Genomic DNA, 22774 nt, shown 5'->3' on the forward strand with positions numbered 1-22774 from the left:
TTGGTTTATTTCGTCATTAGCCCTTCACGGCGCCGACCGTCAATCCGGAAATAAAATACTTCTGGAAGAAAGGGTAGGCGAATGCTACAGGCAGCACGATGAGAATGGCGACCGCCATGCGGGCGGATTCCTTCGGCATCGTTGCGACGAGCATGGCGTAGCTTACGCCCATACTCGCTGCATTCTTCGCGAGTGCGTCCACATTGCTCATTAGGCTGTTGAGCAGCGCTTGCAGGGAATACAGGTTCTGGTTGTCGATATACAGCATCGATTGGAACCAGTCGTTCCAGTAAGCAAAGCAGAGAAACAGTCCGATGGTGGCGATGACCGGCAGCGAGATCGGCATGATGATGGAGAAGAAGATTCGCAGCTGGCTCGCGCCGTCGATTTCGGCTGATTCGATCAGCCCGTCGGGAATCGTGCTTTTGAAAAAGGTTTTGCATATGATGACGTTGAACGATGAAACGGCGAGCGGGAGAATCAGCGCCCAGATGCTATCTTTCAGTCCCAGCAAATTCGTGTTGATGAAGTAGCTGGATACCAAGCCGCCGTTGAATACCATCGGAATGAATACCACCCAGGTCAGAAATCCCCGCAGCTTATAGTTGGGGCGAGAGAGAACGTAACCCATGGAGGCGGTCAGCAGCACCCCGAGCACGGTACCGACCACGGTCACGAGGGCGGATACGCCGAGGGCCCGCAGAATCATCGTTCCCTGCTTGATGATGTAGACGTAAGCCTCGGCCGACATGGCAACCGGCAGCAGATGATATCCGGTCTCACGGATGGACTCCTCGCTGGAGAAGGAGATGGACAGGACAACGATTACAGGTATGACGCAGAGCAGCGCCAACAGAATGAAGATCAGGTTGAACAAAAGATTGACGGCTTTGTTCGTGCGGTTAAACTTCTCAAGGCCTGTCTGATAAGTAGATTTCGATGTCATCTTCTTGCCTCCTTACATCATCGCGCTATCGGGATCGATTCGGCGAACGATCCAGTTAGCGGCCAGAATCGTAGCGCATCCCAGAACAGACTGTACGAAAGCGGCTGCGGATGCCATGCCCACGGTGGCCGTTTTCAGTTGTTTATACACCATGACATCGATCGTTGTCGCCACGTTGAACAGCGAATTGGAGTCTCGCGTGACCTGAAAGAACAAACCGAAATCGGTGTAAAATATGCGCCCTACCGCCAGTATGAACATCATGACGATCACCAGCTTGAGCATGGGCAGCGTAATGAATCTTGTCTGCTGCCAAATGGACGCGCCATCGATGACGGCTGCTTCATAATAGGTGCTGTCTATGCTCGTGATGGTCGCCAGATAGATGACCATGCCATAGCCCAGGCCCTTCCAGACATTCAAGAGAATCAGAAAAAACGGCCAATACTTCGGCTCCATATACCAGTTAATGGGATCGCTGCCCATCGAGACGAGCATTTGATTGACGATCCCTTTATCGAAGCTCAGGAACGCCCAGCCTACGGCGGATACGACGACCCACGATAGGAAATAGGGGAGGAACATCATCGTCTGATAAACTTTGCTGGCTTTGCGGCTGTGGAGGAGGCCGATCATGATCGCGAACAGGACGGGCAGAACGATCCCCAGCACAATAAACACAATATTGTATCCTATCGTGTTTCGAATAATGATCCAGGCGTCATTCGACTTGAACAGAAATTCGAAGTTTTTGAGCCCGATCCAAGGGCTGTTGAACACGTTGCTCAAGAACCCGCCGCTAATCTTGAAATTTTTGAAGGCGATAATGATCCCGAACATCGGTAAGAAACTAAACAGGATGTACCAGATCGTGGTTGGCAGCGCCAAGAGGGTCAATTCCGTATCCTGCTTGTGCCAGCGCATTCGTAAGCGCTTTCGTTTTTTGGGTTCGGCTTGAGAGCTCATGTCTGTCACTCCTTACGGTGTAATCTCGCTTGTCGTTCACTTGTTGGTTTTATTGTATAAGAGGAGGAAACGCTGCTTCCAGATAACAAACTTGATACTATAGTCAACAAACGTTAGGTTCGAAAGACTTGTTAGGACGGACAATTACAGAACATGGTTTTTTATTATAATATTTCAAGTCCGTTCTCCAAGAGATCTTTCAATGTCTTCAAGCAAAACCAGGGGTATAATATAATTGAAATCTCATAGGAATAAGGAGGCTGCACATGAAGGTAGTAATCATTGGCGCAAGCGGCACGATCGGACGAGCAGTCGCTAAAGAATTAGAAAAAAATCACGAAATCGTACATGCTGGACGAAACGGCTTCGATGCCCAAGTGGATATTACTTCCGTCAACAGCATTAAAGACATGTATAAAAAAATCGGAAAAGTGGATGCGGTCATCAGCGCAACAGGCGGTGCGCATTTTGGTCCTATTGCAGAATTGACGCCGGAGCTAAATGAGATTGGCATTGAAAGCAAACTTAAGGGTCAAATTAATCTAGTCCTTCTAGGACTGGATTATATGAATGACGGAGGAAGCTTTACCTTAACAACCGGAATTATGATGGATGATCCCATTCCTCAGGGCGCATCGGCGGCCATGGCAAACGGCGGTGTCAAGGCTTTCGTTAAATCCGCAGCCATTGAAATGCCAAGGGGAATTCGCATAAACAGCGTAAGCCCTAATGTTTTAGTGGAGTCCTTAGATAAATACGGCGAGTTTTTCCCGGGCTTTGAAGCCGTGCCGGCCGCACGTGTAGCGCTTGCGTATAAAAAGAGTGTGGAAGGGGCTCAAACCGGGCAAAACTATGAAGTTTATTAATGAGAAAAGTGCACAAAACTAGAAAAAAGAATCCGGGCTTAATCCGGATTCTTTTTTATTTCGTTCATCTGCAGCTATAAAACAAAGGGAAAACTAGAGCGTTATATGTAAATATAATCACTTCTATAGGAAAATAATATAACGTGATTTTTATTGACACAATTAAGAAAACTAAACTAACATTAGGATTATTTTCATCAAGAGGGAGGCAGCTATGAGTTTTAAAGAACAGTACGAAGAAATTGCAGGTGTAGGACAGACCATATTCGATAACCCTGAGCTTGGCTACAAGGAATTTAAAACCAATCAAACGGTAGTGGATTTTCTGAAAAAGGTTAATCCGGATATCGAGCTGCAATCATTCAGCACAACCGGCCTTCGGACAACGCTTGGCGGCGGCAAGCCGCTGAACATCGCGTTTATCGCGGAGCTTGATGCGGTATATGCTCCAACCCATTGGCGATCGGACGAGGCAACGGGTGCGGCACACAATTGCGGTCATTATACGCAGGTGGCGATTGCCCTAGCTTTATACAAGCATTATTTCGAGTCCAAGGCGTACGACGCTTTGGATTATAGTCTAACGTTTATTTTTATTCCCGCCGAGGAGTATTTGGATCTCGCTTACAGGGACGAGCTGCTCGGAAGCGGCAAGATCTCCTATTACGGAGGAAAACCCGAAGCGATGAAACTCGGCGTGTTCGACGATATCGACATCGGGCTGTGCGTACACGCCATGGGAGGAGAGTTTGCCGAGCGCACGATCGAAATCAACTGCGACCTGGCCGGATTCTTATATAAGCATTACACGTTTACCGGAAAAGCAACCCACGCCGGTTTCGATCCCTTCTCCGCCAAAAATGCCTACAGCATGTCGACCCTGTTCAATGTGGCGTTAGGCCTCAGCAGGCAGCAGATGAAGGACAGCGAGAAGGTCCGCATGAACCCGATCGTCCTGGAGTCCGACATGTCGACAAACGTCATTCCCAATCGGATTACGGTTGGCAGCGATCTGCGCACCCAGTCGGTGGACTACATGAAGGAAGCGGCCTCCAAGATGGACGATGCGGCCAGGGGCAGCGCGCTGGCCCTTCAAGGCGAGGTCGAGATTAAGACGCAGATGGGATATTTGCCGTTCGTTCAGGACCGGTATTTGTCCGAGTTCGTGCTGGAGGCGTTCCAGGATAACGAGGAGATCTCGCGTATTTGGAACAACAACGCCATCAGCGCTGCAGGAGACATTGGGGATTTAGCCTTCATGATGCCCTGCATTCAAATCGGCTACAGCGGCTTTACTGGAACGATCCACGGCGACGATTTCAAGGATATCGATCCGGAATTTATTTATGAAGTGTTCCCGAGATTTATAACGCAGGTGCTGGAGCGCATGAGCGGACGCATCGACCGTTCGAAGCTGTACCGCCGCACATTCGCCGAATACGAGCAGCTCCTTGCTTCGATCGTTGGCTCCCATTAAGAAACAGAAAAACAGAAAAGAGGACATCATGGCATGAAGTTAAAACTACAGTATCTCTATTTGCTTGCATTCGTGCTCATTGTTATAGCGGTTGCCGAATTTATCGGCATTCAGTCCATCCGGGTCGGCTCCGTGAAAATAAGCCTGCTTCCACTCGTATTCGCCATTTTGATCACGATGGTGCTCGGCTTGTCGATATTCCGGAAAGGCTTGATGAAGAAAATTTACAGTAAGGAAAACGTCGGTTTCTCCAGCAAGTATCTGATCTTTATTATGCTGCCGCTCATGGCGAGATACGGCGCCGACGTTGCTCCTAGATTAGAAGAAATCTTAAAAGTAGGCTGGGTATTCATCATACAGGAAATCGGCAACCTGGGGACGATTCTGCTCGGACTTCCCATCGCCATCCTGCTCGGCCTGAGAAGGGAAGCCATCGGCGCTACGCTTGGACTTGGAAGGGAAGGGGAACTCGCTTACATCTCCGAGAAGTATACGCTCGACTCCGACGAAGGCCGCGGGGTACTGTCCCTCTATATTATCGGTACCCTATTCGGCACGCTGTTCTTCAGCATTCTGGCGCCGGTCATGGTTGCCGCCGGCTTCTCGATCGAAGCGCTGGCGATGTCCTCCGGGGTCGGTTCCGCCAGCATGATGACAGGCTCTTCTTCCGCGTTAATCGCCCATTCTCCTGAGATGACGGAGACCATTAACGGATACGCTGCTGCGAGCCAGCTGCTTACCAGCTTTCTCGGAACGTATACGATGGTATTTCTCGCGGTTCCGCTGCAGCGGTTTATGTACAAATTAATGGTCAGAGGTGAAAAGAAATGAGCACCGGTTTGAATAAATACGCAAAATATGCCCTCGTCCTGCTGCTTAGCGTCGGTCTTATTTTATTTACGGAGCAAATGAAGTTCATCAAAAACGGCGAAGGCCATATTACGATAGGGACGATAGCCGGCTTATCCGTGCTTTGGCTTTTTTCCTTCATCGGCGTTCTGATCTCGACGCTGATGAAAAAGGTTCCGCTGAAATTCCTGCAGGAATTCCCGGTTCTCGGCTGGGTATCGATCGTTTCGCTGATCTGCTGCCTGATTTCGGATGTGTTTGTGGACGCCATTGCCAACGTCAACTTTTTGTCCATCACCACTCCGATTTTGGCGTTCGCCGGCATTTCCGTAGCCGACAGGCTGGTTGATCTTCGCAAAACCTCCTGGCGCGTGGCGATCGTTGCGGTGTTCGTGTTCACGGGCACGTACGTGGGAAGCGCGCTGTTGTCAGAGCTCGGCCTCTATTTGTCCGGTAAGTAAAATATGGAACAAAGCCAAGAAGCTAAAAAAGATGACCTCCGAAAAACGGAGGCCATCTTTTTCTCGTTCAACAGCGAAACAGATAGCTTTCGCCTCGTTTGGTAAATGGCTCATTAGTCTGCCGCAGCCCCGTTCTCGTTGACTTTCCTCAAGAATCCGTTACCAGCACTCGCAAGGAGGTGCGGTCAAGGGCTCGCGAAGCCAACCAGCAGCCGCTGACGGCAATGGCAAGAGCGATCAGCGTCAGGACAATCGCCAGCGGCCACTCCATGACCAGCGGCACCTTGACGATGCCGTAGGCAGACAGCAAGCCGCGCAGTACGGCTGGCAGCGCGTAGACTCCGCATACCATGCCAACCAGCGTACCGAGGGCAGCCACTCCGGCAATGCCGCTTGTCAACGCGCGGCGGATGTCTGATGCCGTCAGGCCGAGCGAAGCGTAAATGCCGTAGGTTTTCGTTTCCTTGCGAATATGCAGGCGGCAAGTACTATAGACGATCAGGCAAGTGACGGTGAGGAACAGAAGGGCCAGCAAACTCATCGGAATGAGCAGCACGGCCGTGGCCTCCTTGAATACGGAATCCAGGAGCACTTCCTGCTTGAGGGCCTGGATCACCGGACCATAGCGTTGATTCAGCTGTCGCACGAACTCATCGCTATCCGCTTGGTTCCGAAGTTGAACAAACCCGGCGTCCGGATTGATGTGCCCGACAAGGTCCGATGTGATCCGAGCGATATTCGACAGGTTGGAAATGGACTGAAACGTGCCGGTGATCAGCAGCTGATGCGGTTTTCCTTCGATGTAGATCGTAACGGCATCGCCAATATCTTTATTCAATTTGCGTGCAATGTTGACTCCGATCGTGATTTCGTTAGGCAGCACGGGGTTCCGGCCTGTCAGCGAGGCCAATCCCATCTCGTCCATGCTGCCTTCCACCACGGTCAGCGGGAGGCTGAACGTCGGTTGAGTGCCATCTGCTTGCGCAACAACTCCAATAGCCGAGCCGGACCAGTTCAGGCTGAGGACCCGGGGATCCTTCTCGATATAAGATTGCAATTCTGTACGATCCATTCCGTCAGCGTTGATCACCATGATGGCGATATCCGCATCGTCGTAGCCCCACTGGGCCGAGGTTTCGCTGATGCGATAGACGCTCGTTACCAGCAGGGTGCCAAAGACGAGCACCGCCGCGGTAATGCTCATCAACAGAAAGACCAGCGCCGCCCCTTTTTTGTTGCCGGTCACATGCTTCCATCCGATGACGGCGGGTACGGACCATCGGTCCAGCAGCCTTGTGCCGGTTCCATGTCCATGGGCATGGGTATGCGAAGACTCCGACATGCCGTAGCGGATCGCCTGAATCGGCTCGATATGGCGCGTTTTGGCTGCATAGAGGACAACGCACAAGAGGATGATGATCAGCATGCCGATGCCGGTCCAGATTGCGACCCCCAGCGCCTGCACGGACACTGGCGCCGCCTCGGATTTGAGGAAGGATAAGGAATTCTTAATGATGATATCCGACAGCAGTCGACTGCCGATCAGGGCAGGGATCAAGGCGATAACGGTAATCAAGCCGTACTGCAGCATATAGGTGACGATGATGCGTTCGGAGGTCATGCCGATGGATTTGAGAATGCCGATCGTGCGGTAATTGGCCAGGATCGTGTCCGTGATCGTAAAGCCGATCGTAAGCAAGGCGACAGCAATCATGACCAATCCGAGGAAACTCATGACGAAGCCGATCACTTTGTTCATGATAAAGTAAAAGGCGGACAGCTCGGCAAACGAAACGCGTTCTTCCAAAAACGGCGATCCGAGCGCCTCCTCAAAGCGCTGCCAGTACTCCCCGCTTTGTTCGGGATGCGCATAGCGAAGCGACACCAGGTACTGCTCCGGCGTGGACAAGCCGCCCATGGTCGAAAGGTAGTCCGCTTCGTTCATCCAGATGCGGGCAGTGGTGGTGAAGGGGCCGCCATGTGACAGGTCAATAACGATAGCGCCGATCGTGAATTGTACCGGGGCAGCCCCGGCGGTGAACACCAATTCATCGCCGACTTCCATGTCGTATTTGTAGGCGAGCGAGGTGGGCACCCAGACGGTTCCGGCTTCCGGAACGGTCAGTTGAGCCGGTCCGGCGCCGGGGAGCGGATGATTGACCCCATGCGGCATCGGAGGCGTATCGATCATATACAGATAAAGATTGGGCAGTTCTTGCCCGTTATAGACCAAGCCGGTCCAAGGCTTGTAAGGAATAAGGCTGGAGGCGGTCACCCCCTCCTGGGTTGACCACCAATCGGCAACCATGCGTTCATCATGCAGCCCGCGGGTCATATTTATGATTTCATGGGCACCTTGAGCAGCCGTATGGCGCTCTTCGAATACATTTTCCGTATTCATCAAGACCGTGAAAGCGGTGCCGACTAATAGAGCAGATAGCGCAATGAGCAATGCGATCAGCGCGTTTTGCAATTTTCGTTTGCGAATGTTCCCCCAGCACAGCGTCAATATGGCACGCATCTTGGACTACCTCCTCCCGGTGACATAAGCAAAGATCATTGCTTCCCGCTCGGAAGCTAACTCCGGGACGTAGGGTCCCATATCCAGCGTGCCGCCGATCTTGCCATCGCGAATGTAGATCAGGCGATTGCCGCGGCAGGCCGCCTTCATATCGTGCGTGACCATGACAATCGATTGGCCCTCCGCATTCATCCGGCTCAGGATATCGAGCACCGTAACACCTTGTTCGTAGTTGAGGCTGCCGGTAGGTTCATCGGCAAAAATCATATCCGGATTGTTGATGAGTGCCCTGGCGATGGCGGCCCGCTGCTGCTGGCCTCCGGACACCTGGGAAGGCAGCCGGGTGCCTTGTTTTTCGAGATGCAGGCTTGTCATCAGGTCGTTGGCCCTGTGTTTTACGGCTTCTTTGTCCCGATTGGCGATATAACCAGGAAGAGCGACGTTATCGAACAGCGTCAAATCCGGCACGAGGTTGCTGTTTTGATAGATAAAACCGATCTGATCTGCTCGAAAACGCGCAAGCTCCTTAGCCGAAAGCTGATCGAGGCGCTGTCCCTGAAGGTGGACTTCACCGGCAGTCACGGCGTCAAGTCCGCTAAGCAAGTAAAGCAAGGTCGACTTTCCGGACCCGGAATCTCCCATGATTACAGTAAAGTCGCCGGCATATATCGACAGATCGACATTGCGCACGGCATGGTACTGCTCTTTGCCGGTGGTATAGGTTTTGCATAAATTGGAAGCTTGCAGCATGATGGTTTTGTTTGTAGGCATGACAGGGTCTCCTCTCTTCTCATGCTTCCAAATTATAGAGGACGATTCTTGCGCATTCCTTATCAAATTATTAATAAAGTATGACAGGGGTCAGCTTAGCGGCAGAGTCAAGCAGAAGGTCGTTCCCTGCTGCTGTTTGCTGTGAAACGTGATCGTGCCGCCATGCGCTTCCATAATATATTTGCAAATCGACAAACCGAGTCCAACCCCGTGCCGCTCGGCCAGTTTCTTGCGGTCCGGGACACTGCCTTGGTAATACCGTTCAAAAATAAAGGGCATGTCCTGCGGGGAAATACCGCTGCCCGTATCGGAAATTATGATCCGCAAACTGGATGATTCGGCCAACTCCTCAACGGCGAGCGTAATCGTATCCCCGGGTTGGGTATGCTTCAGGGCATTCGTGACGAGATTGGCGATGACCTGCTCGAAACGCACAGCATCGATGATAACAAGCACGTTCGGAATGGAAGAAGGCTCCACGCAGCGCACCCCCATCGTACGTATGTAGTGCGCCATGGTTCGCAACACAGGTTCAATCGTCGAAGAACTGTACTGTTCCAGCGGACGCACCGCAATTTGGTCCAGATCACGCAGCGCGTGCAGCAGCAAATCGTCTACAAGCACAGCCATCTTGCTTGTATTGGCATGCACCACCTCCAGGTAAGCCATCACACTCGGCAGATCGGGGCAGATGCCTTCACGAATCGCATCGATGTAGGCTTTGATGGTCGCCAGCGGGGTTTTTAAATCATGGGACAGATTGGAAATGAGTTCCTTGTGCGACTGGCTGTGCGAGGCTTGCTGCATATGTAAATTGCGAATTTCTTCACGCATGAGATCAAATACGGCATAGAGTTCGCCGACCTCGTTATTGCTTGTCCATTCGGCGCGCTGCTCGTAATCGCCCTTCAGGATGGCTTCCGCATAGGGCTTGAGCCCGGCAACAGGCTCAACCAGATCCCGCTGCACCCGGCGTCCGGTGGCGAAGAGTACATAAAGCAGCGTCAGGAGTGCCAAGGAAAGCAAGGTCCATGGCACAACGAGAAGCAAGCCGGAAGAAGGGATGGCCGCGGTCGCTGCAGATGCAGGGACCGTAAACTGCGCATAGCCTGCGAAGGCGTTGGTTCCGGCATCCAGCAGCGGAAATGCCAGGTGGTAGTCGGGCGGGTCGCCGTCGGACATACGCAGCGTATAGTCCAGTTCAAAGCGAGGATGAATACGGCGTACCGATGAATCATCGCTGTCATATATCATCGTTCCGTCAGGGAGCACGACCTTAAGGCCGATCCGTGTTTCTTGACTCCAGCCGGTTAATTTCTCGCGAATCGGAGCATCGGGAGGGAGCAGTTCGGCAAACTCGTTCTCCAACGTATGGACGATCGTATTGGTCTGCAAGCGAATGTGGTTGACGATAGAGGACGAAGCAGGCTGGTTCGAGGGCCAAGCGAGCCAAATGACGGACAGCAAAATTACAAGAAGAGACAGGCAAGCCGTCCAGAGCCTTCTTGCATACCATGGTTTCCAGTGCATAAAAATGCTACTCCGTTTCATCGGGGTCGAATTTATAACCGACGCCCCAAACCGTCGTGATATAAGCGGATTTGATTCCGCTGCGTTCCAGCTTCTCGCGGAGCCGCCGAACGTAGACCGTGATCGTATTATCCTCGACATAGGCGGAGTACCCCCACACCTGATCCAGCAGCTGCGTTTTGGTAAACACTTGGTTCGGGTTGGATGCGAGAAAATAGAGCAGGTCGAATTCCTTCGCGGATAAAGCAATTTCCCGCTGTCCGGCCATGACCTTGCGGGCGCCTTTATCAATCGATAACGTGCCGTATCGCAACAGCAGCTGTGTTGTTGCCTGGAGTTTCGGGTCGGCCATTCTGCGCAAATGCGCCTGAACCCGGGCGACCAGCTCACTGAGCGAGAAGGGCTTGGTCATATAATCATCGGCGCCGAAACCCAAGGCAAGCACTTTGTCCGTGTCGCTGCTGCGAGCGCTTAAAATAAGTATGGGCGCAGAAGTCAATGTACGAAGCTCACGGCATACTTCAATTCCGTCAGCGTCTGGCAGCGTCAAATCAAGAATGATAAAATCCGGCTGCCGGTTACGGACTCCCTGCAATCCGTCCCTCGCATTCTCCGTGATGAACGTGCTGAATCCCAGGACACGCAAATAATCGTTCACAATGCGCGAGATATCCCGCTCATCTTCAATAATCAGTACCGTTTTAGGAGATTGCATGAAAAAGTCGCCCCTGTTCCATATGCTTTAAATAGTGAATCCATTATAGCACGGGTCGGATTTAAGCATAGGGAAGATAAGGAAAATCCCCCTGGATAACCCTGTCGCTATTTTTAAGTTGGCTGAATGCATGCCTACATGTATCTGGAACAAGGAAAACCCCCGGTCTGGAATAAGACCGGGGGTGAGCGGTTGGATGCTTCGATGATCGACAGCATCCTCCCTATGAGGGAGAGTATTACTTCACGTTATCCTTAAGCGTGGAAACCCAAACCTCAACGCCGTCTGAATTACGAGTGGACTGGTGAGAAACCGTTGCTTCCTGAACATCGCCGAAGCCCCAGTGGGTTTCTGCTACATCAGGGAAGAGCGGCTCCAATCCCGTCAAAGGTCCACGGTATAACGCTTTGTTGATCAACGTGACGGCTTCGACACGCGTTATGCGGTTGTTAGGCCGGAACGTGTTTCCAGGATAACCGGACAGCAAATTGTTGCGATATAATGCCTCAATGGATTCGGCAGCCCAGCTTCCTTCGATGTCCGTAAAATGGCGATTTACGGAAGCCGATGTGTCCAAGTCCAGGAAACGGGCCAGCACCGCAGCCAGTTCTCCGCGAGTGACTGGTGCATCCGGACGGAACGTATGGTCTGCGTAACCGTTGAAGTATCCTTGGGATACCGCGATTCGAATGTAATCAGTCGCCCAATGTCCTTTTCGAATATCGTTAAAGCTTGAGTTCGCGTTGCCTGTGGTTTTCTCCGAAAGACGAGCAACGATTGCAGCGAGCTCGGCCCGGGTCAAGGTATTGGACGGTTGGAATTTACCGTTAGGGAACCCGAGAATATAACGCTGATGCTGGAGATCGCCGAACCGGTCAGAGAATACTTGAACATGGACGCTATTGGATTTTTTGCTGCTACCTGCCGTAAGCTGTCCGATGATTTCATATTGAATCTCTTTGGCTGCAATCAATCCCCACTTGATGTCCAGTTTGAAGCTGCCGGTGCTTCCGGCAGGGAGATGAGCCACATTCCAGGTTACGGTTCTGCCATCAACCTTTCCGCCGTGAGCATTCACGACTTCGGCGCCTTCAGGAAGGGTGACTTGAACCGATGCATCACGTAATGCCGCGTTGGTACGGTTAGCGTAATCGACGGTAATGGTCGACTGCGTGCCTTCTTGGACTTGCTTCTTGTCCGTGGACAGGTTCAATGTCACATCGCCCTGCGGCTGAGGTGATGGGGAAGAAGACCCAGAAGAATCCCCGCCATTACCTGATGACGGCACTGGCTGCATAGCAAAGTCAAATGCGATAATGCTCTGTCCCACATGGATGATCCCGTCTTTGATATAACTGTCGGAACCGTTAACGGCCGGGGCATTCGGTTTGGAAACCCGAGTGTCATAAGTGTAATAGCCGCTTCGTTTCGCGACGATGTAATAATCGCCTTCCGGATGTACCATCCATGCATATTCGCCAGCCGCGTCGGAAATTTGCGGATTGGCATTTTGGTTAGGCGCAAACCCAGCCAGTGCAGGCAAGGATACGAGTGTATTCGGCACCCGTCCTTTCTGACGGTTCAGCTCAGTGTCAGCCCAATACAATTGAACGTCTGCGCCGCTAATCACTTTTCCAGTCGATGCATCCGTGATGATGCCGTAAGGATCTATCAGGGAATATACGATCGCGGTCTGTCCGTCTTGGGTCATATCCACGTCCAAGATGGAAGCGGGACCTGCCAATACCGTACCGTCCGCCAGTTCAAGCTGGTAGGATATTTGGTATTTCCCCGGCGGGACTTGATCCAGCGAGAACGTTCCGTCATTGGCGACGTTGAGCGGCTGCTTAAAGCTGCTGCCGTTCAAGCCTTGAAGCAGTGCAACGGCTTTTCCGCTGCCGAGGACATCCCCGATGGTATCAGGGGTGGATGCTCCGCTGGCGGAAGCAACGAATAATTGACCTCTCAGCAGGTTCGAAGGTTTGATCGTTTGGCCAGGTTGTACAGTGCCGATCGTAACCTCTTTGGTTTGCGTCAGCGTGACGTCACGCCCTCCGATTTGAACCGGAGTTTCGATATTCAGCTCGTAGGTATAGTTTCCGCGCGGAACCGGAATCTGGTACGAGCCGTCCTCGCCGGTCGTAACCTCAGCCGAGAAATCAGGTATTCCGTCGTTGTTGAAATCGGATTCCACGGTAATTTTTGCGCCTGCTACCGGTTTGCCGGTGATTTGATCCACAACGATGCCGTCAATGGCGGCAGGGAAGTAATGTACGCCCTTGCTTGCTTGAACGGTTGTGCCTGTGGCAGGATCTTGTATTTCTGCGACCACGATGTCGTATAACGGCGTCGTGTCCGTTAAAACCGCAGGTTCGTATGTCCATACGGCAATCCCTTCTTCATTGGTGGTCACCGTCTTGGTTTTTCCGGAATCATATGTGATGACCACGGGGACTCCAGGAACCGGGTTGCCCTTGGAATCGGTTGCCTTAGCGGTAACCGTGACCGGAGACTTCCCGTCAGCCAATACGCCTTCAGGGGTCACCGTTACATCCAGGTTGTAAGATAATGCCTGATCATGCACATGGACGGTTTGCGTGACGGATTTTCCGTCATGCGTAGCCGTGATGATGGCCGTTCCTGGTGCTACGGCGGTAATGACGCCATTGGCATCGACCGTGGCCACCTTGTCATCGGAAGATGTATATGTGGCTTTGCCTGTTACATCCTGAATGCTTTCATCCAAGGAAACCGCCGTTACCTTAGGCGTGTGCTGATCACCGGTTTGCAGCGTGACGCTTGCCGGATCGATCAACAGATCGCGCAGGCCGGAGGCCGGCGTGGTTACTTCCACGGGCGGCGAAGCAGGGGATTCAATGCCGTTGCTGACGGCTTTGACGACATAGCTTTGCTTCGTTTCCGGCTTCAGGCCGGACAACACATAGCTAGTGCCTGTCACTCCGTCGGCGATCAGCTGTCCGTTGGCATCATAGATATTGTACGTTTGAGCGCCAGGGACGGCGTTCCACAATAACTCGGCCCCAGTTGCATGCACGTGTTCGGCCCTTAATGCCGGAGCATCGATGCTTACTTTAATGACGGACTGCACGGTTTTGCCGTTATATACGGCATCGATTACGGTGGAGCCCGCCCCGACTGCCGTCAAGAGACCGTTCTCGTCAATGATGGCTACCTTAGGGTCATTAACCGTAATGATGGTCCCCGGATCCAGGGTAACATCGTGCTTCGTTCCGTCGGAATATACCGAAGAAACCACGGTTTGATGCGTCGTACCCGCCTTTAAATCGTAAACGTCCTTGTCCAGCGTAAGCCCCAAATCCACGGGGAGTTGTACGGAATTGGACGGGATCGATTCGGTTATCCCTTCGTCAGTAACGATGACGGCCGTCACCGTAAATTGACCGGGCTGATCCGGCGTGACACCGCTGACGAGGTAGCTCGGCGTCGTAATGTTTGAGTCGAGGAGAACGCCGTCTTTATACAGATTGTAGTAGGTCGCGCCCGTCACCGTATTCCATGTCAGCGTGTTGGCTTGATCCGGGGTAGTTCCCCGATTGAGGGAAGGGGCGTCCGGAATCTGTACGGTAGCGTAGGCTCCCCCGACCGTGACTACTGTGACCGTACCCGATGGTGTTTCGTTACCGAAGTCTAAAATGGTTGTTGCCTGCCCTTGATGGTTGGCTGTATGATCGGCAACAAGGGGAGCCCCTTTTTCCGAAGAGAAAGTTAACGGTGCCCCCTCTACAGGGTCGCCGTTATAATCGACCGCTGTTCCCACTAGCTGATACTGCCCAGGTTGACCCGTAGGAATGGCTTGGAGCTTAACTTGAGTTGGCGCTTGTTTGTAGGCATAGTCTGGATTTTTCGTATCGATCGGTTCGAATTCGTTCGTGAAATACCATCCGAGAATATCGTGGGTTTCCATCGAGCCGCCGGTGGCGGAGGTGAATCCCGCATAAACGCCGGGATATCCATCAAAGATTTCGTCCAGGTCGATGTTGCCTGTTTCCAGAACGGGAGTTGTCGGACGCGTAGCATCTTTGCTGAGGTAAACCTTAACGACCTTGGTCTGTCCATCGTAGTCGATCCAGGAGTATAGATCTTCTCCTCCAGACAGCGTAATGCCATTGAGGTTCGTTGTATACCAATCCGGATTGGTATTGTTCACACTACCGTTTTTTGCAAGACCGATGTAGTTAGCGGATGGATCATTGACCGGGCTCGCGTTTTGGTATGTATCATACTTCACCGCAAAGCTGGGTTTGATCCCGCCGTAACCAATGCCCACACCGACTTCGCCCGCACTGTTGGATTGAGCCTGAATGGTGAAGGTAATGCCGTCGGCAGGAGAGTTGGTACGATTGTCTCCGTTCAAGCGGAATTTGAAAAAAGTGCTGAAGGAATAATTGTTGCCCGCGGCGATCAGCTTTTTGTTAAAAGCCGTACCGAACTGGTTTCCTTGTGCCTCGGTCAGACGCAGGATATCGCGTCCTTTACTGTCTTGCATCACTTTGGCTTGGCCGTTCAGCGAGAATAAATCGACTTGCTTGGAATTGCTGAAATTATCAAGTTTATAGGTGACCCATTTGTCCTCGGGTGCCGCCGCCGCAGAGGCCGGTGCCGTCAAAGGCTGAAACGTGGCAACGAGCATACAGATCACCATAAACAAGGATCCGAATTTTCCGGATTTTTTCATGAAAATGATCATCCTCCTTCTGTTTGTATTTTGTTGATGTCCTGTACCTTCTTCTCAAGCGAACCTGCACCAAGGCTGCCTTCTTGACATGGAAGGACATATTTTGACAAGCGGATATCAGAATAACAAAGCATGCTCTACAAATTCTCTACAATAGCTATACAGGTTCTCTACAGATGGTCCTCTCTAAAAAGATGGGGGTGTGTCCGCCTCGTGCGTAATATCCTTCAACCAGAATCTTATTGCTTTGATTGATACAGCAGCTGGCGAGAGATCGTAGGAGAAGCTCAGGTTTTGCCCCATGCAGCCAGCTGCCAGCCAAATAAATGTTCATTGACAGCGTGAATCAACATTGTGTACACTTTTTTTATTCCGACTGTTCAGTATAAATAAAATCAAGATGTCAGGTGAGAAGCGATGCCCAAATTGGGAATGGAACAAAAGCGCAGGGCAGACGTCATTAACGCCACGTTAACCTGCATCAGCTTGCATGGAATTGAAGGGATGACGCTGGATAAGGTTGCCGAGTATGCGAACTGCTCCAAGGGAGTGGTCACTTATTATTTCAAGAATAAGGATCATTTGATGACCGAAACCTTCAAGTCGTTCCTGGCCTACTATGGGCTAAAGATCGAATCAGGCATTGAGCCTGCCATGTCAGCGGAGGAAATGATGGAGGTTGTCCTGCAGCATATGCTTCCTCCGTACAGCGAGGACACGGATCAGAAGCTGAATGTTTCGCAGCTTGACGGAGTCGATAAGATGTTTATCCCCTATGAGGATCAAGGCAAGCTCTTTGTGCAGTTTTTTTCAAAAGCCATGCTGGACCGTCATTTGCAGGAAGTTGCATCCAAGAGCTACGAGCGCGATCTCCAAGGCATCTCCAAGATTATGGAATACGGCAACCGGACGGGGCAGATGTCGGTTGAAGATTCCAACAGTGCCGCCTATGGCCTGATGGCGATGGTTATTGGCCTGAGCTTCTTTAGAGTAGCGAAGGTTCCGCCCGACAAGGACGAGGATAACCGGTACATATGTGAGGATTATGTAAGAAGACTTATCAAAAGAGGAGGAGTTTGATGAATATCGCGAAGGTTGAAACCGATGGAGGAACGATTGCTGTCGTTAGCGGCAGCGAGGTATTGATTAAGGATGTCCAGTCGGCCCTGGATCTCATGGCAACCGTGCAATATGAAACGGACAGCCGCCGCATTGTGATGGATCAATCGTTGATAAGCGAGTCTTTCTTCGATTTGAAGACGCGGCTTGCAGGCGACATTCTCCAGAAGTTTATCAATTATCAGGTGAAAATTGCGATCATTGGAGACTTTTCGGTTTATCCAAGCCAAAGCCTTCAAGATTTTATTTACGAATGCAATAAGGGCCATGATTTCTTTTTCTTGCCCAGTGAACAGCAGGGGATCGAACGTTTAAGCAAATGGAATAACTAAGTAGCGAATACGGGAGGAAGATCGTTGCCGGTATCTGGGTTTGATCCAAAAGGGGTTTCGATGGTGAACATTCCAGCAGGCGTAGTTCAATTAAGGGACGACCGTATAAAGTCCTCGTGGACGGTGGAAGTGCCTGCATTTCAGCTTGCATCGGTCCCTGTAACGAAGGCGTTGTATTTCTCAATCATGCCAAAGACATCCGGATGCGATGATTTGATGGAGTCCCCAGCCGTGAATATATCATGGCATGAAGCGATTCTCTTTTGTAATATGTTATCTCGGCGCGAAGGCCTGAACGAATGTTATTCGGTAACGGATGACGGTGAATCCGTCGTTTGTGACAAGGAGGCGGACGGATACCGCCTTCCCACGGAAGCGGAATGGCAATACGCTTGCAAAGCCGGGAGTCTCGGCTACCGTTACGGAGAGCTTGACGACATCGCTTGGTATGGAGGGAATTCCGGAGGCGTCCTGCATGAGGTGGGCAAAAAGCGGCCGAATGCATGGGGGCTTTATGATATGCTCGGAAACGTATGGGAGTGGTGCTGGGATCTTTACGATCCGAACGTATACGGCTCCTACAGAGTATTCCGCGGAGGGAGCTGGGCCGAAGAAGCCAGAGGCTGCGGAGCGACATGCCGCCGCCGCAGCCACCCGACGTTTCGGATTGAGGATCTCGGGTTTCGTTTGGCGAGATCGATATCAAGAAAAAGATAAAGCTGATTCCGTTAGGGTCAGCTTTTTTGATTGTGCAGCACCTCCTTAATTTCCAATCAAACACATCGAAATGCCGCGGCTGTTTCCAAGATGGCTATGGAAACTTAGATGCTCCCCATTCATAGTTCTCCCATTTTCCGATGTCACATAATCTAACGCGATAAATCTCGTAAATTTGCGTATAGACAAGGCTGGAAGACATCAGTAAGATTGGGTTTAACTTTTTGCGGGAGGTGTGGGGAGCTCAAGGAGTCAAGGGTTGAATTGCCGTAGTGTTGATCAAAACCAGGAATGTCTAGGGATAAGGGGGATTCGAAGATGGTGAATGGACCAACATTCAACAATCCGATCGTAGAGCAGGCAGCCGATCCTTGGGTATGGAAGCATACGGACGGCTATTATTACTTTATGTCGACGAAACGCGATCATCTGGAACTGACGCAATCCGCAACCTTAACCGGCCTTGCGGAAGGACGGAAGAAAACGATCTGGACTCCGGAACCCGGGGGAAGGTACAGCCATAACCTATGGGCGCCGGAAATTCATCGTTTGGACAACAAATGGTACATCTATTTCACGGCGAATGACGGAGGAGGGGATGAGTCCCGCCAAATATGCGTGCTGGAGAACGCCGAGGCTGATCCGATGGAGGGACAATGGGCTTGGAAAGGCGCGCTGCCGACCCCCGTCCCCGGCTTGGACGGCACGGTCATGACCGCAGGCAACCAGCATTATTTCCTGTATGCCGGATATGGCCATTTCCCGGATTACGGGTCCGCGATCTACATCATGCGCATGTCGAACCCTTGGACATTGACGGGGGACCATGTATTGCTCACGGCTCCGACCCTGTCCTGGGAAAAACAAGGCGGAATGGCGATTAACGAAGGACCGGTCATTCTTCGGCGGAACGGCCGCATCTTTATGGTGTACTCGGCCAGCACCACTTGGTCGGAGGATTATTCGCTGGGCATGCTCACGATGGAAGAAAACGGGGATCCGATGGATCCGGAATCCTGGACCAAATCGATGCAGCCCGTATTTTGCAAAAGCGTGGAAAACGGAGTGTACGCGACCGGTCACAATAGCTTCACGCAATCGCCGGATGGCAAGGAGGATTGGATCGTTTACCATGCGCTGCCCGCGCCTGGCGTCGAGACGGCCTTGCGGTCGACCCGCATCCAGAAATTCGGCTGGAAGCCGGATGGAACTCCGGATTTCGGCGTACCGGCCGGCGAGTCGGATGCCTTGGCCAAACCGTCCGGAGAATAATGTATGCGGATTCACAACCTCCCGAACATGCAAGGGATCGCAGTGTAAACATGGTTGAGAGCGAGTGGTAACCAGGCTGGTGTAAGCGAATAACCATAGTATTTGATCTATATAAACCCCTATTTATTACAATATATCTGTAATGAATGGGGGTTTATTACGAAGAGATGCACTTGTATGACGAGAACCGCGAAAATATATGAAAATAACGGAATTTCATGAAAACCCCTTAATTCAAAAGGAGTTTTTGTGCATCTCATTATTCCCGTTATTCTCATTATCAAAATATTTTTTTGGATAATTCACAAATTTAGTTACGAAAATTGTGTATGAAAGCGTTGACAGAATGGGGTTGTATGCTTATACTTCGGTTAAAGATACAGAATAATTGTATTAAATGGATGTGCAACAGCTGTCAGTTTCATCAATTTCACATGTGAAAGGGGAGCCATATCCAATGGCCATGATGAAGAGGATCGTGTCAGGGCGGAGGTGCTTAGACCGCGAATGACCCTTGTCATGCATCAGCCTGAAAAGACATGAAGCGTTGAACATGAAGCGAAGCTGATGGAGCAGAAACGGGATTTTGCCAATTAGAAGAGACAAAGGCTTTCAAAGACATGAAGATGCCTTGACACAAGGAGACACTAGCTTCGAAGGATTAAAAAAGACAGATAAAAGCCTTAAAACCGGACGCCCCCTGAATAACGACGGCATATGGATCCTCTAGAGCGCAGCGGCGGGGTGCTCGCAATTATTCATATCATGGGAGGTTAAGCATGAACGGAACGATGAAGCGTTTTTTCACTTTGTTATTCATATCCATCCTGATTATTTCGACGGTAACCGCTTGCAGCGGCAAGGCAAATGACAAGCCTGACAACACCGTAACCCAAGAGGAAGAAGTAGAGAAGAATGAGGTGACGTTCGAGGATATCAGCGGCGATATACGCGGAAATAAAGCACCGACGCAGGAGCAAATCGATGAGGTCAACGGCACGCTGAATGATACATACCTCGGAGATGTATTTGACGAAGTCATTCCAAGCGATTATTCCGCATATCCGGTCAAGGGCGATGTGGTGCTGGATGTTTGGATGCCTGCCAACTCCAACATCCCGGATATGAATAATCACTTGGTTCAGAAGCAGGTGGAGAAGCTCACCGGCATCAAAGTAAACTTCATTACGCCGCCGGTCGGACAGGAAGCCGATGCATTTACCTTGATGATCTCCTCCGGCGAGCTGCCGGACATCATTATTGACCCGGGCCGTTATCCGGGAGGCTTCGAAGCAGGGGTCAACGATGGCGCTTACCTCGATCTCACCGACCTGATGGAAAAGCACGCTCCGAATTATACGGCATGGCGGAACTCGGACGAAACGAGAAGAAAAACGACCGTGACCGACGACGGCAGGCTGCTGGGCTTCTACGGCATCGCGCCGTATTCCGAATGGACCTGGTTCGGCATGCTGATCAAGCAGGAGGCGCTGGATAAGACGGGACTTCCAGTCCCGAACACGATAGACGAATGGTATGAGTTCCTGAAAAAAAGCAAAGAAGTCGGATATAAGGCGCCGCTGAATTACGGCTCGACGTACGGCCAAATTTTTACCGGCATTATTAATGGCGCATATGGCGTCTGGGATTGGACCTTCGTGGACGAGAACGGCAAGGCTGCTTGGGGGCCTGCACAGCCGAAAGCCAAGGAATATCTCGCAACGATGCAAAAGTGGAACAAGGAAGGCCTGCTGAATCGGGACTGGGCTACCGCCGATTTCAATCAACGGATGGCCAGCGCGATTTCCGACGATACGGCCGTGATGATGGATTCCCCGGATACAATGTGGAGTTATTGGAAAGTGCAGAACGACATTGATTTCGTGGGGGCGCTGAATCCGGTTCTGAATGAAGGAGACAAATCCGCGACCACCTACAAAAACTTCAAAAGAACCGGAACCAGTGCAGCCATTACTACCCAGAGCAAAAATGTCGAAGCCGCTATGGCATGGCTGGATTTCAACTATTCCAAGAAAGGCTGGGAGCTGATCAACTTCGGGGAGTACGGCACCGTGCACTTGGTGGATGAGCAAGGAATGCCTTATTATCCGGAAAACAGTTATATGTACAATGATCCGGACGGTCAGCCGGTAGACGTCACGCTTTGGAAATACCGCTGGCATAGTTGGCCGAATATCCGCGACGAGCACAATGCCAATCCGTTGATCACGGCGAAAGGCAGCTATTCCGGAGATATTCGCCAGGACTGGACGGAGAACATGGACACCAGCATGGCGATGCCGCCGATCACGTTTACGAAGGAAGAGGCCTCGCGCGAAGCCGAGCTTGGGAACCAGTTGTCCACGCTGCGCGGAGAATATTTCGCGAAGATCATCATGGGCGAATTGCCGGTCGATGCTTACGATAAATTTTTGAAGGAAGCGCAAAGCATGGGGCTGGACGAATTTTTGAGTCTCCATCAGGCAGCCTTGGATCGGTATAACCAACGATAGTTTTCATAATAAGAACAGGTGGTTGATTCATGGAGATTTTACGAAAAAACAGGGGAATAGACCATGTCCGGACACCCTCGGAGCCTAAGAACACCAAGCGCTTGATTCAAAAGGACCTGAAAAAGAACTGGTTCGTTTATCTGATGGCCCTTCCCGTCGTGGCGTGGTTCTTGATCTTCTGCTACGGGCCGATGTGGGGCGTCATGATCGCATTCAAGGATTTCAAGCCTTTGCTGGGCTTCGCGGACAGCGATTGGGTGGGCTTCAAGCATTTCATCGATTTTTTCTCAGGACCCTATTTTTGGAGGGTCGTCAAGAATACGCTCCTGCTGAATGTATGGGGAATCGTCTTTGGATTTACGGCACCGATCATCCTGGCCTTGCTGCTGAATGAAGTCCGTTCTTCCAAGTTCAAGCGGACCGTGCAAACCATCACGTACATGCCGCATTTTATTTCCCTGGTGGTCGTGTGCGGGATCATTCACATCTTTACGTCCAATGAGGGAGTCGTTACGCAGCTGCTTTCCTTCATAACGGGAAAAGACTATTCGTCCCTTCTCGGATACTCCAATTTGTTCCGGCCGATTTATACCTTTTCCGGAATCTGGCAGAGCATCGGCTGGGACAGCATCATTTACCTGGCTGCGATGAGCTCCATCGATCCTTCGTTATATGAAGCGGCCGATATCGACGGGGTCGGCAGGGTGAAAAAAATGTGGTACATTACGCTGCCTCAGATCAGCCCGGTCATCATCATACTGTTTATCTTTGCGATCGGCGGATTGATGGCTTCCGGCTACGAGAAAATCATCCTGCTCTACAATCCTTTGATCTACGATACGGCGGATGTCATCGCTTCCTATGTTTACCGAAGGGGCTTGAGGGAAGCGAGCCTGAGTTATTCCACTGCCGTCGGCTTAGTAAGCTCCATCGTCAATTTCGGGCTGTTATGGATGACGAATACCATCGTGAAGCGCAGATCTGAATCCAGCTTATGGTAAG

The 22774-nt window shown here is 51.4% G+C and carries 17 protein-coding genes; 10 read left to right on the plus strand and 7 right to left on the minus strand.

Features of this window, described 5'->3' with window-relative positions:
• Positions 1-16: 16 nt before the first annotated feature.
• Both JNUCC32_RS01860 and JNUCC32_RS01865 read right to left on the minus strand, forming a co-directional pair.
• Positions 17-946, minus strand: coding sequence for a carbohydrate ABC transporter permease (locus JNUCC32_RS01860; protein ID WP_009593207.1), 930 nt, complete (start codon positions 944-946; stop codon positions 17-19).
• Between the two features lie 12 nt (positions 947-958).
• Entirely contained in the window at positions 959-1912 is a 954-nt protein-coding gene (locus tag JNUCC32_RS01865; RefSeq protein WP_096776201.1) for an ABC transporter permease, read from the minus strand.
• A 266-nt stretch (positions 1913-2178) separates the two neighbouring features.
• Between JNUCC32_RS01865 and JNUCC32_RS01870 the strand changes: the two genes are divergently transcribed.
• From JNUCC32_RS01870 to JNUCC32_RS01885, 4 genes are all read left to right on the plus strand, one after another.
• Positions 2179-2778, plus strand: a complete 600-nt coding sequence (locus JNUCC32_RS01870; RefSeq protein WP_096776200.1) for a short chain dehydrogenase — start codon at positions 2179-2181, stop codon at positions 2776-2778.
• Between the two features lie 214 nt (positions 2779-2992).
• Positions 2993-4255: a M20 family metallopeptidase gene (locus JNUCC32_RS01875; protein WP_192570910.1), complete on the plus strand. Its 1263-nt coding sequence runs from the start codon at positions 2993-2995 to the stop codon at positions 4253-4255.
• A 33-nt stretch (positions 4256-4288) separates the two neighbouring features.
• Positions 4289-5086, plus strand: a complete 798-nt coding sequence (locus tag JNUCC32_RS01880; protein ID WP_096776199.1) for a DUF3100 domain-containing protein — start codon at positions 4289-4291, stop codon at positions 5084-5086.
• Complete coding sequence (locus tag JNUCC32_RS01885) at positions 5083-5565, plus strand: hypothetical protein (RefSeq protein WP_009593297.1); 483 nt, start codon at positions 5083-5085, stop codon at positions 5563-5565. The genes JNUCC32_RS01880 and JNUCC32_RS01885 overlap by 4 nt, the downstream gene beginning before the upstream one ends.
• Before the next feature lie 148 nt (positions 5566-5713).
• On the opposite strand, the gene JNUCC32_RS01890 is transcribed toward JNUCC32_RS01885, so the two are convergent.
• The 5 genes from JNUCC32_RS01890 to JNUCC32_RS01910 form a co-directional block, all read right to left on the minus strand.
• The gene (locus JNUCC32_RS01890; RefSeq protein WP_192570911.1) at positions 5714-8086 is read right to left on the minus strand and encodes an ABC transporter permease; all 2373 of its coding nucleotides are present in this window, start codon (positions 8084-8086) and stop codon (positions 5714-5716) included.
• A gap of 6 nt (positions 8087-8092) precedes the next feature.
• Positions 8093-8857 (minus strand): ABC transporter ATP-binding protein, encoded by a 765-nt coding sequence (locus JNUCC32_RS01895; protein WP_192570912.1) that lies wholly within the window; start codon positions 8855-8857, stop codon positions 8093-8095.
• A gap of 90 nt (positions 8858-8947) precedes the next feature.
• Positions 8948-10387 (minus strand): HAMP domain-containing sensor histidine kinase, encoded by a 1440-nt coding sequence (locus JNUCC32_RS01900; RefSeq protein WP_192570913.1) that lies wholly within the window; start codon positions 10385-10387, stop codon positions 8948-8950.
• A 7-nt stretch (positions 10388-10394) separates the two neighbouring features.
• Positions 10395-11102, minus strand: coding sequence for a response regulator transcription factor (locus JNUCC32_RS01905; protein ID WP_192570914.1), 708 nt, complete (start codon positions 11100-11102; stop codon positions 10395-10397).
• A 238-nt stretch (positions 11103-11340) separates the two neighbouring features.
• Positions 11341-15819: an S-layer homology domain-containing protein gene (locus tag JNUCC32_RS01910; RefSeq protein WP_192570915.1), complete on the minus strand. Its 4479-nt coding sequence runs from the start codon at positions 15817-15819 to the stop codon at positions 11341-11343.
• Positions 15820-16236: 417 nt separating this feature from the next.
• Here JNUCC32_RS01910 and JNUCC32_RS01915 point away from each other — a divergent pair, with 417 nt between their 5' ends.
• From JNUCC32_RS01915 to JNUCC32_RS01940, 6 genes are all read left to right on the plus strand, one after another.
• Positions 16237-16899 (plus strand): TetR/AcrR family transcriptional regulator, encoded by a 663-nt coding sequence (locus JNUCC32_RS01915; protein WP_192570916.1) that lies wholly within the window; start codon positions 16237-16239, stop codon positions 16897-16899.
• On the plus strand, positions 16899-17270 hold the full coding sequence (locus JNUCC32_RS01920; RefSeq protein WP_192570917.1) for a DUF4180 domain-containing protein: 372 nt from the start codon (positions 16899-16901) through the stop codon (positions 17268-17270). Before JNUCC32_RS01915 ends, JNUCC32_RS01920 begins: the two co-directional genes overlap by 1 nt.
• 60 nt (positions 17271-17330) lie before the next feature.
• A complete protein-coding gene (locus JNUCC32_RS01925) occupies positions 17331-17987 on the plus strand; it encodes a formylglycine-generating enzyme family protein (protein ID WP_192572575.1) in 657 nt (218 codons plus the stop codon).
• A gap of 318 nt (positions 17988-18305) precedes the next feature.
• Positions 18306-19259: a glycoside hydrolase family 43 protein gene (locus tag JNUCC32_RS01930; RefSeq protein ID WP_192570918.1), complete on the plus strand. Its 954-nt coding sequence runs from the start codon at positions 18306-18308 to the stop codon at positions 19257-19259.
• A 779-nt stretch (positions 19260-20038) separates the two neighbouring features.
• Positions 20039-21772: a type 2 periplasmic-binding domain-containing protein gene (locus JNUCC32_RS01935; protein WP_192570919.1), complete on the plus strand. Its 1734-nt coding sequence runs from the start codon at positions 20039-20041 to the stop codon at positions 21770-21772.
• A gap of 29 nt (positions 21773-21801) precedes the next feature.
• Positions 21802-22773 (plus strand): ABC transporter permease, encoded by a 972-nt coding sequence (locus JNUCC32_RS01940; protein ID WP_090909282.1) that lies wholly within the window; start codon positions 21802-21804, stop codon positions 22771-22773.
• Position 22774: the final 1 nt, after the last annotated feature.

It is taken from the genome of Paenibacillus sp. JNUCC32, assembly GCF_014863545.1.
GTDB classification, from domain to species: Bacteria; Bacillota; Bacilli; order Paenibacillales; family Paenibacillaceae; genus Paenibacillus_AQ; species Paenibacillus_AQ lautus_A.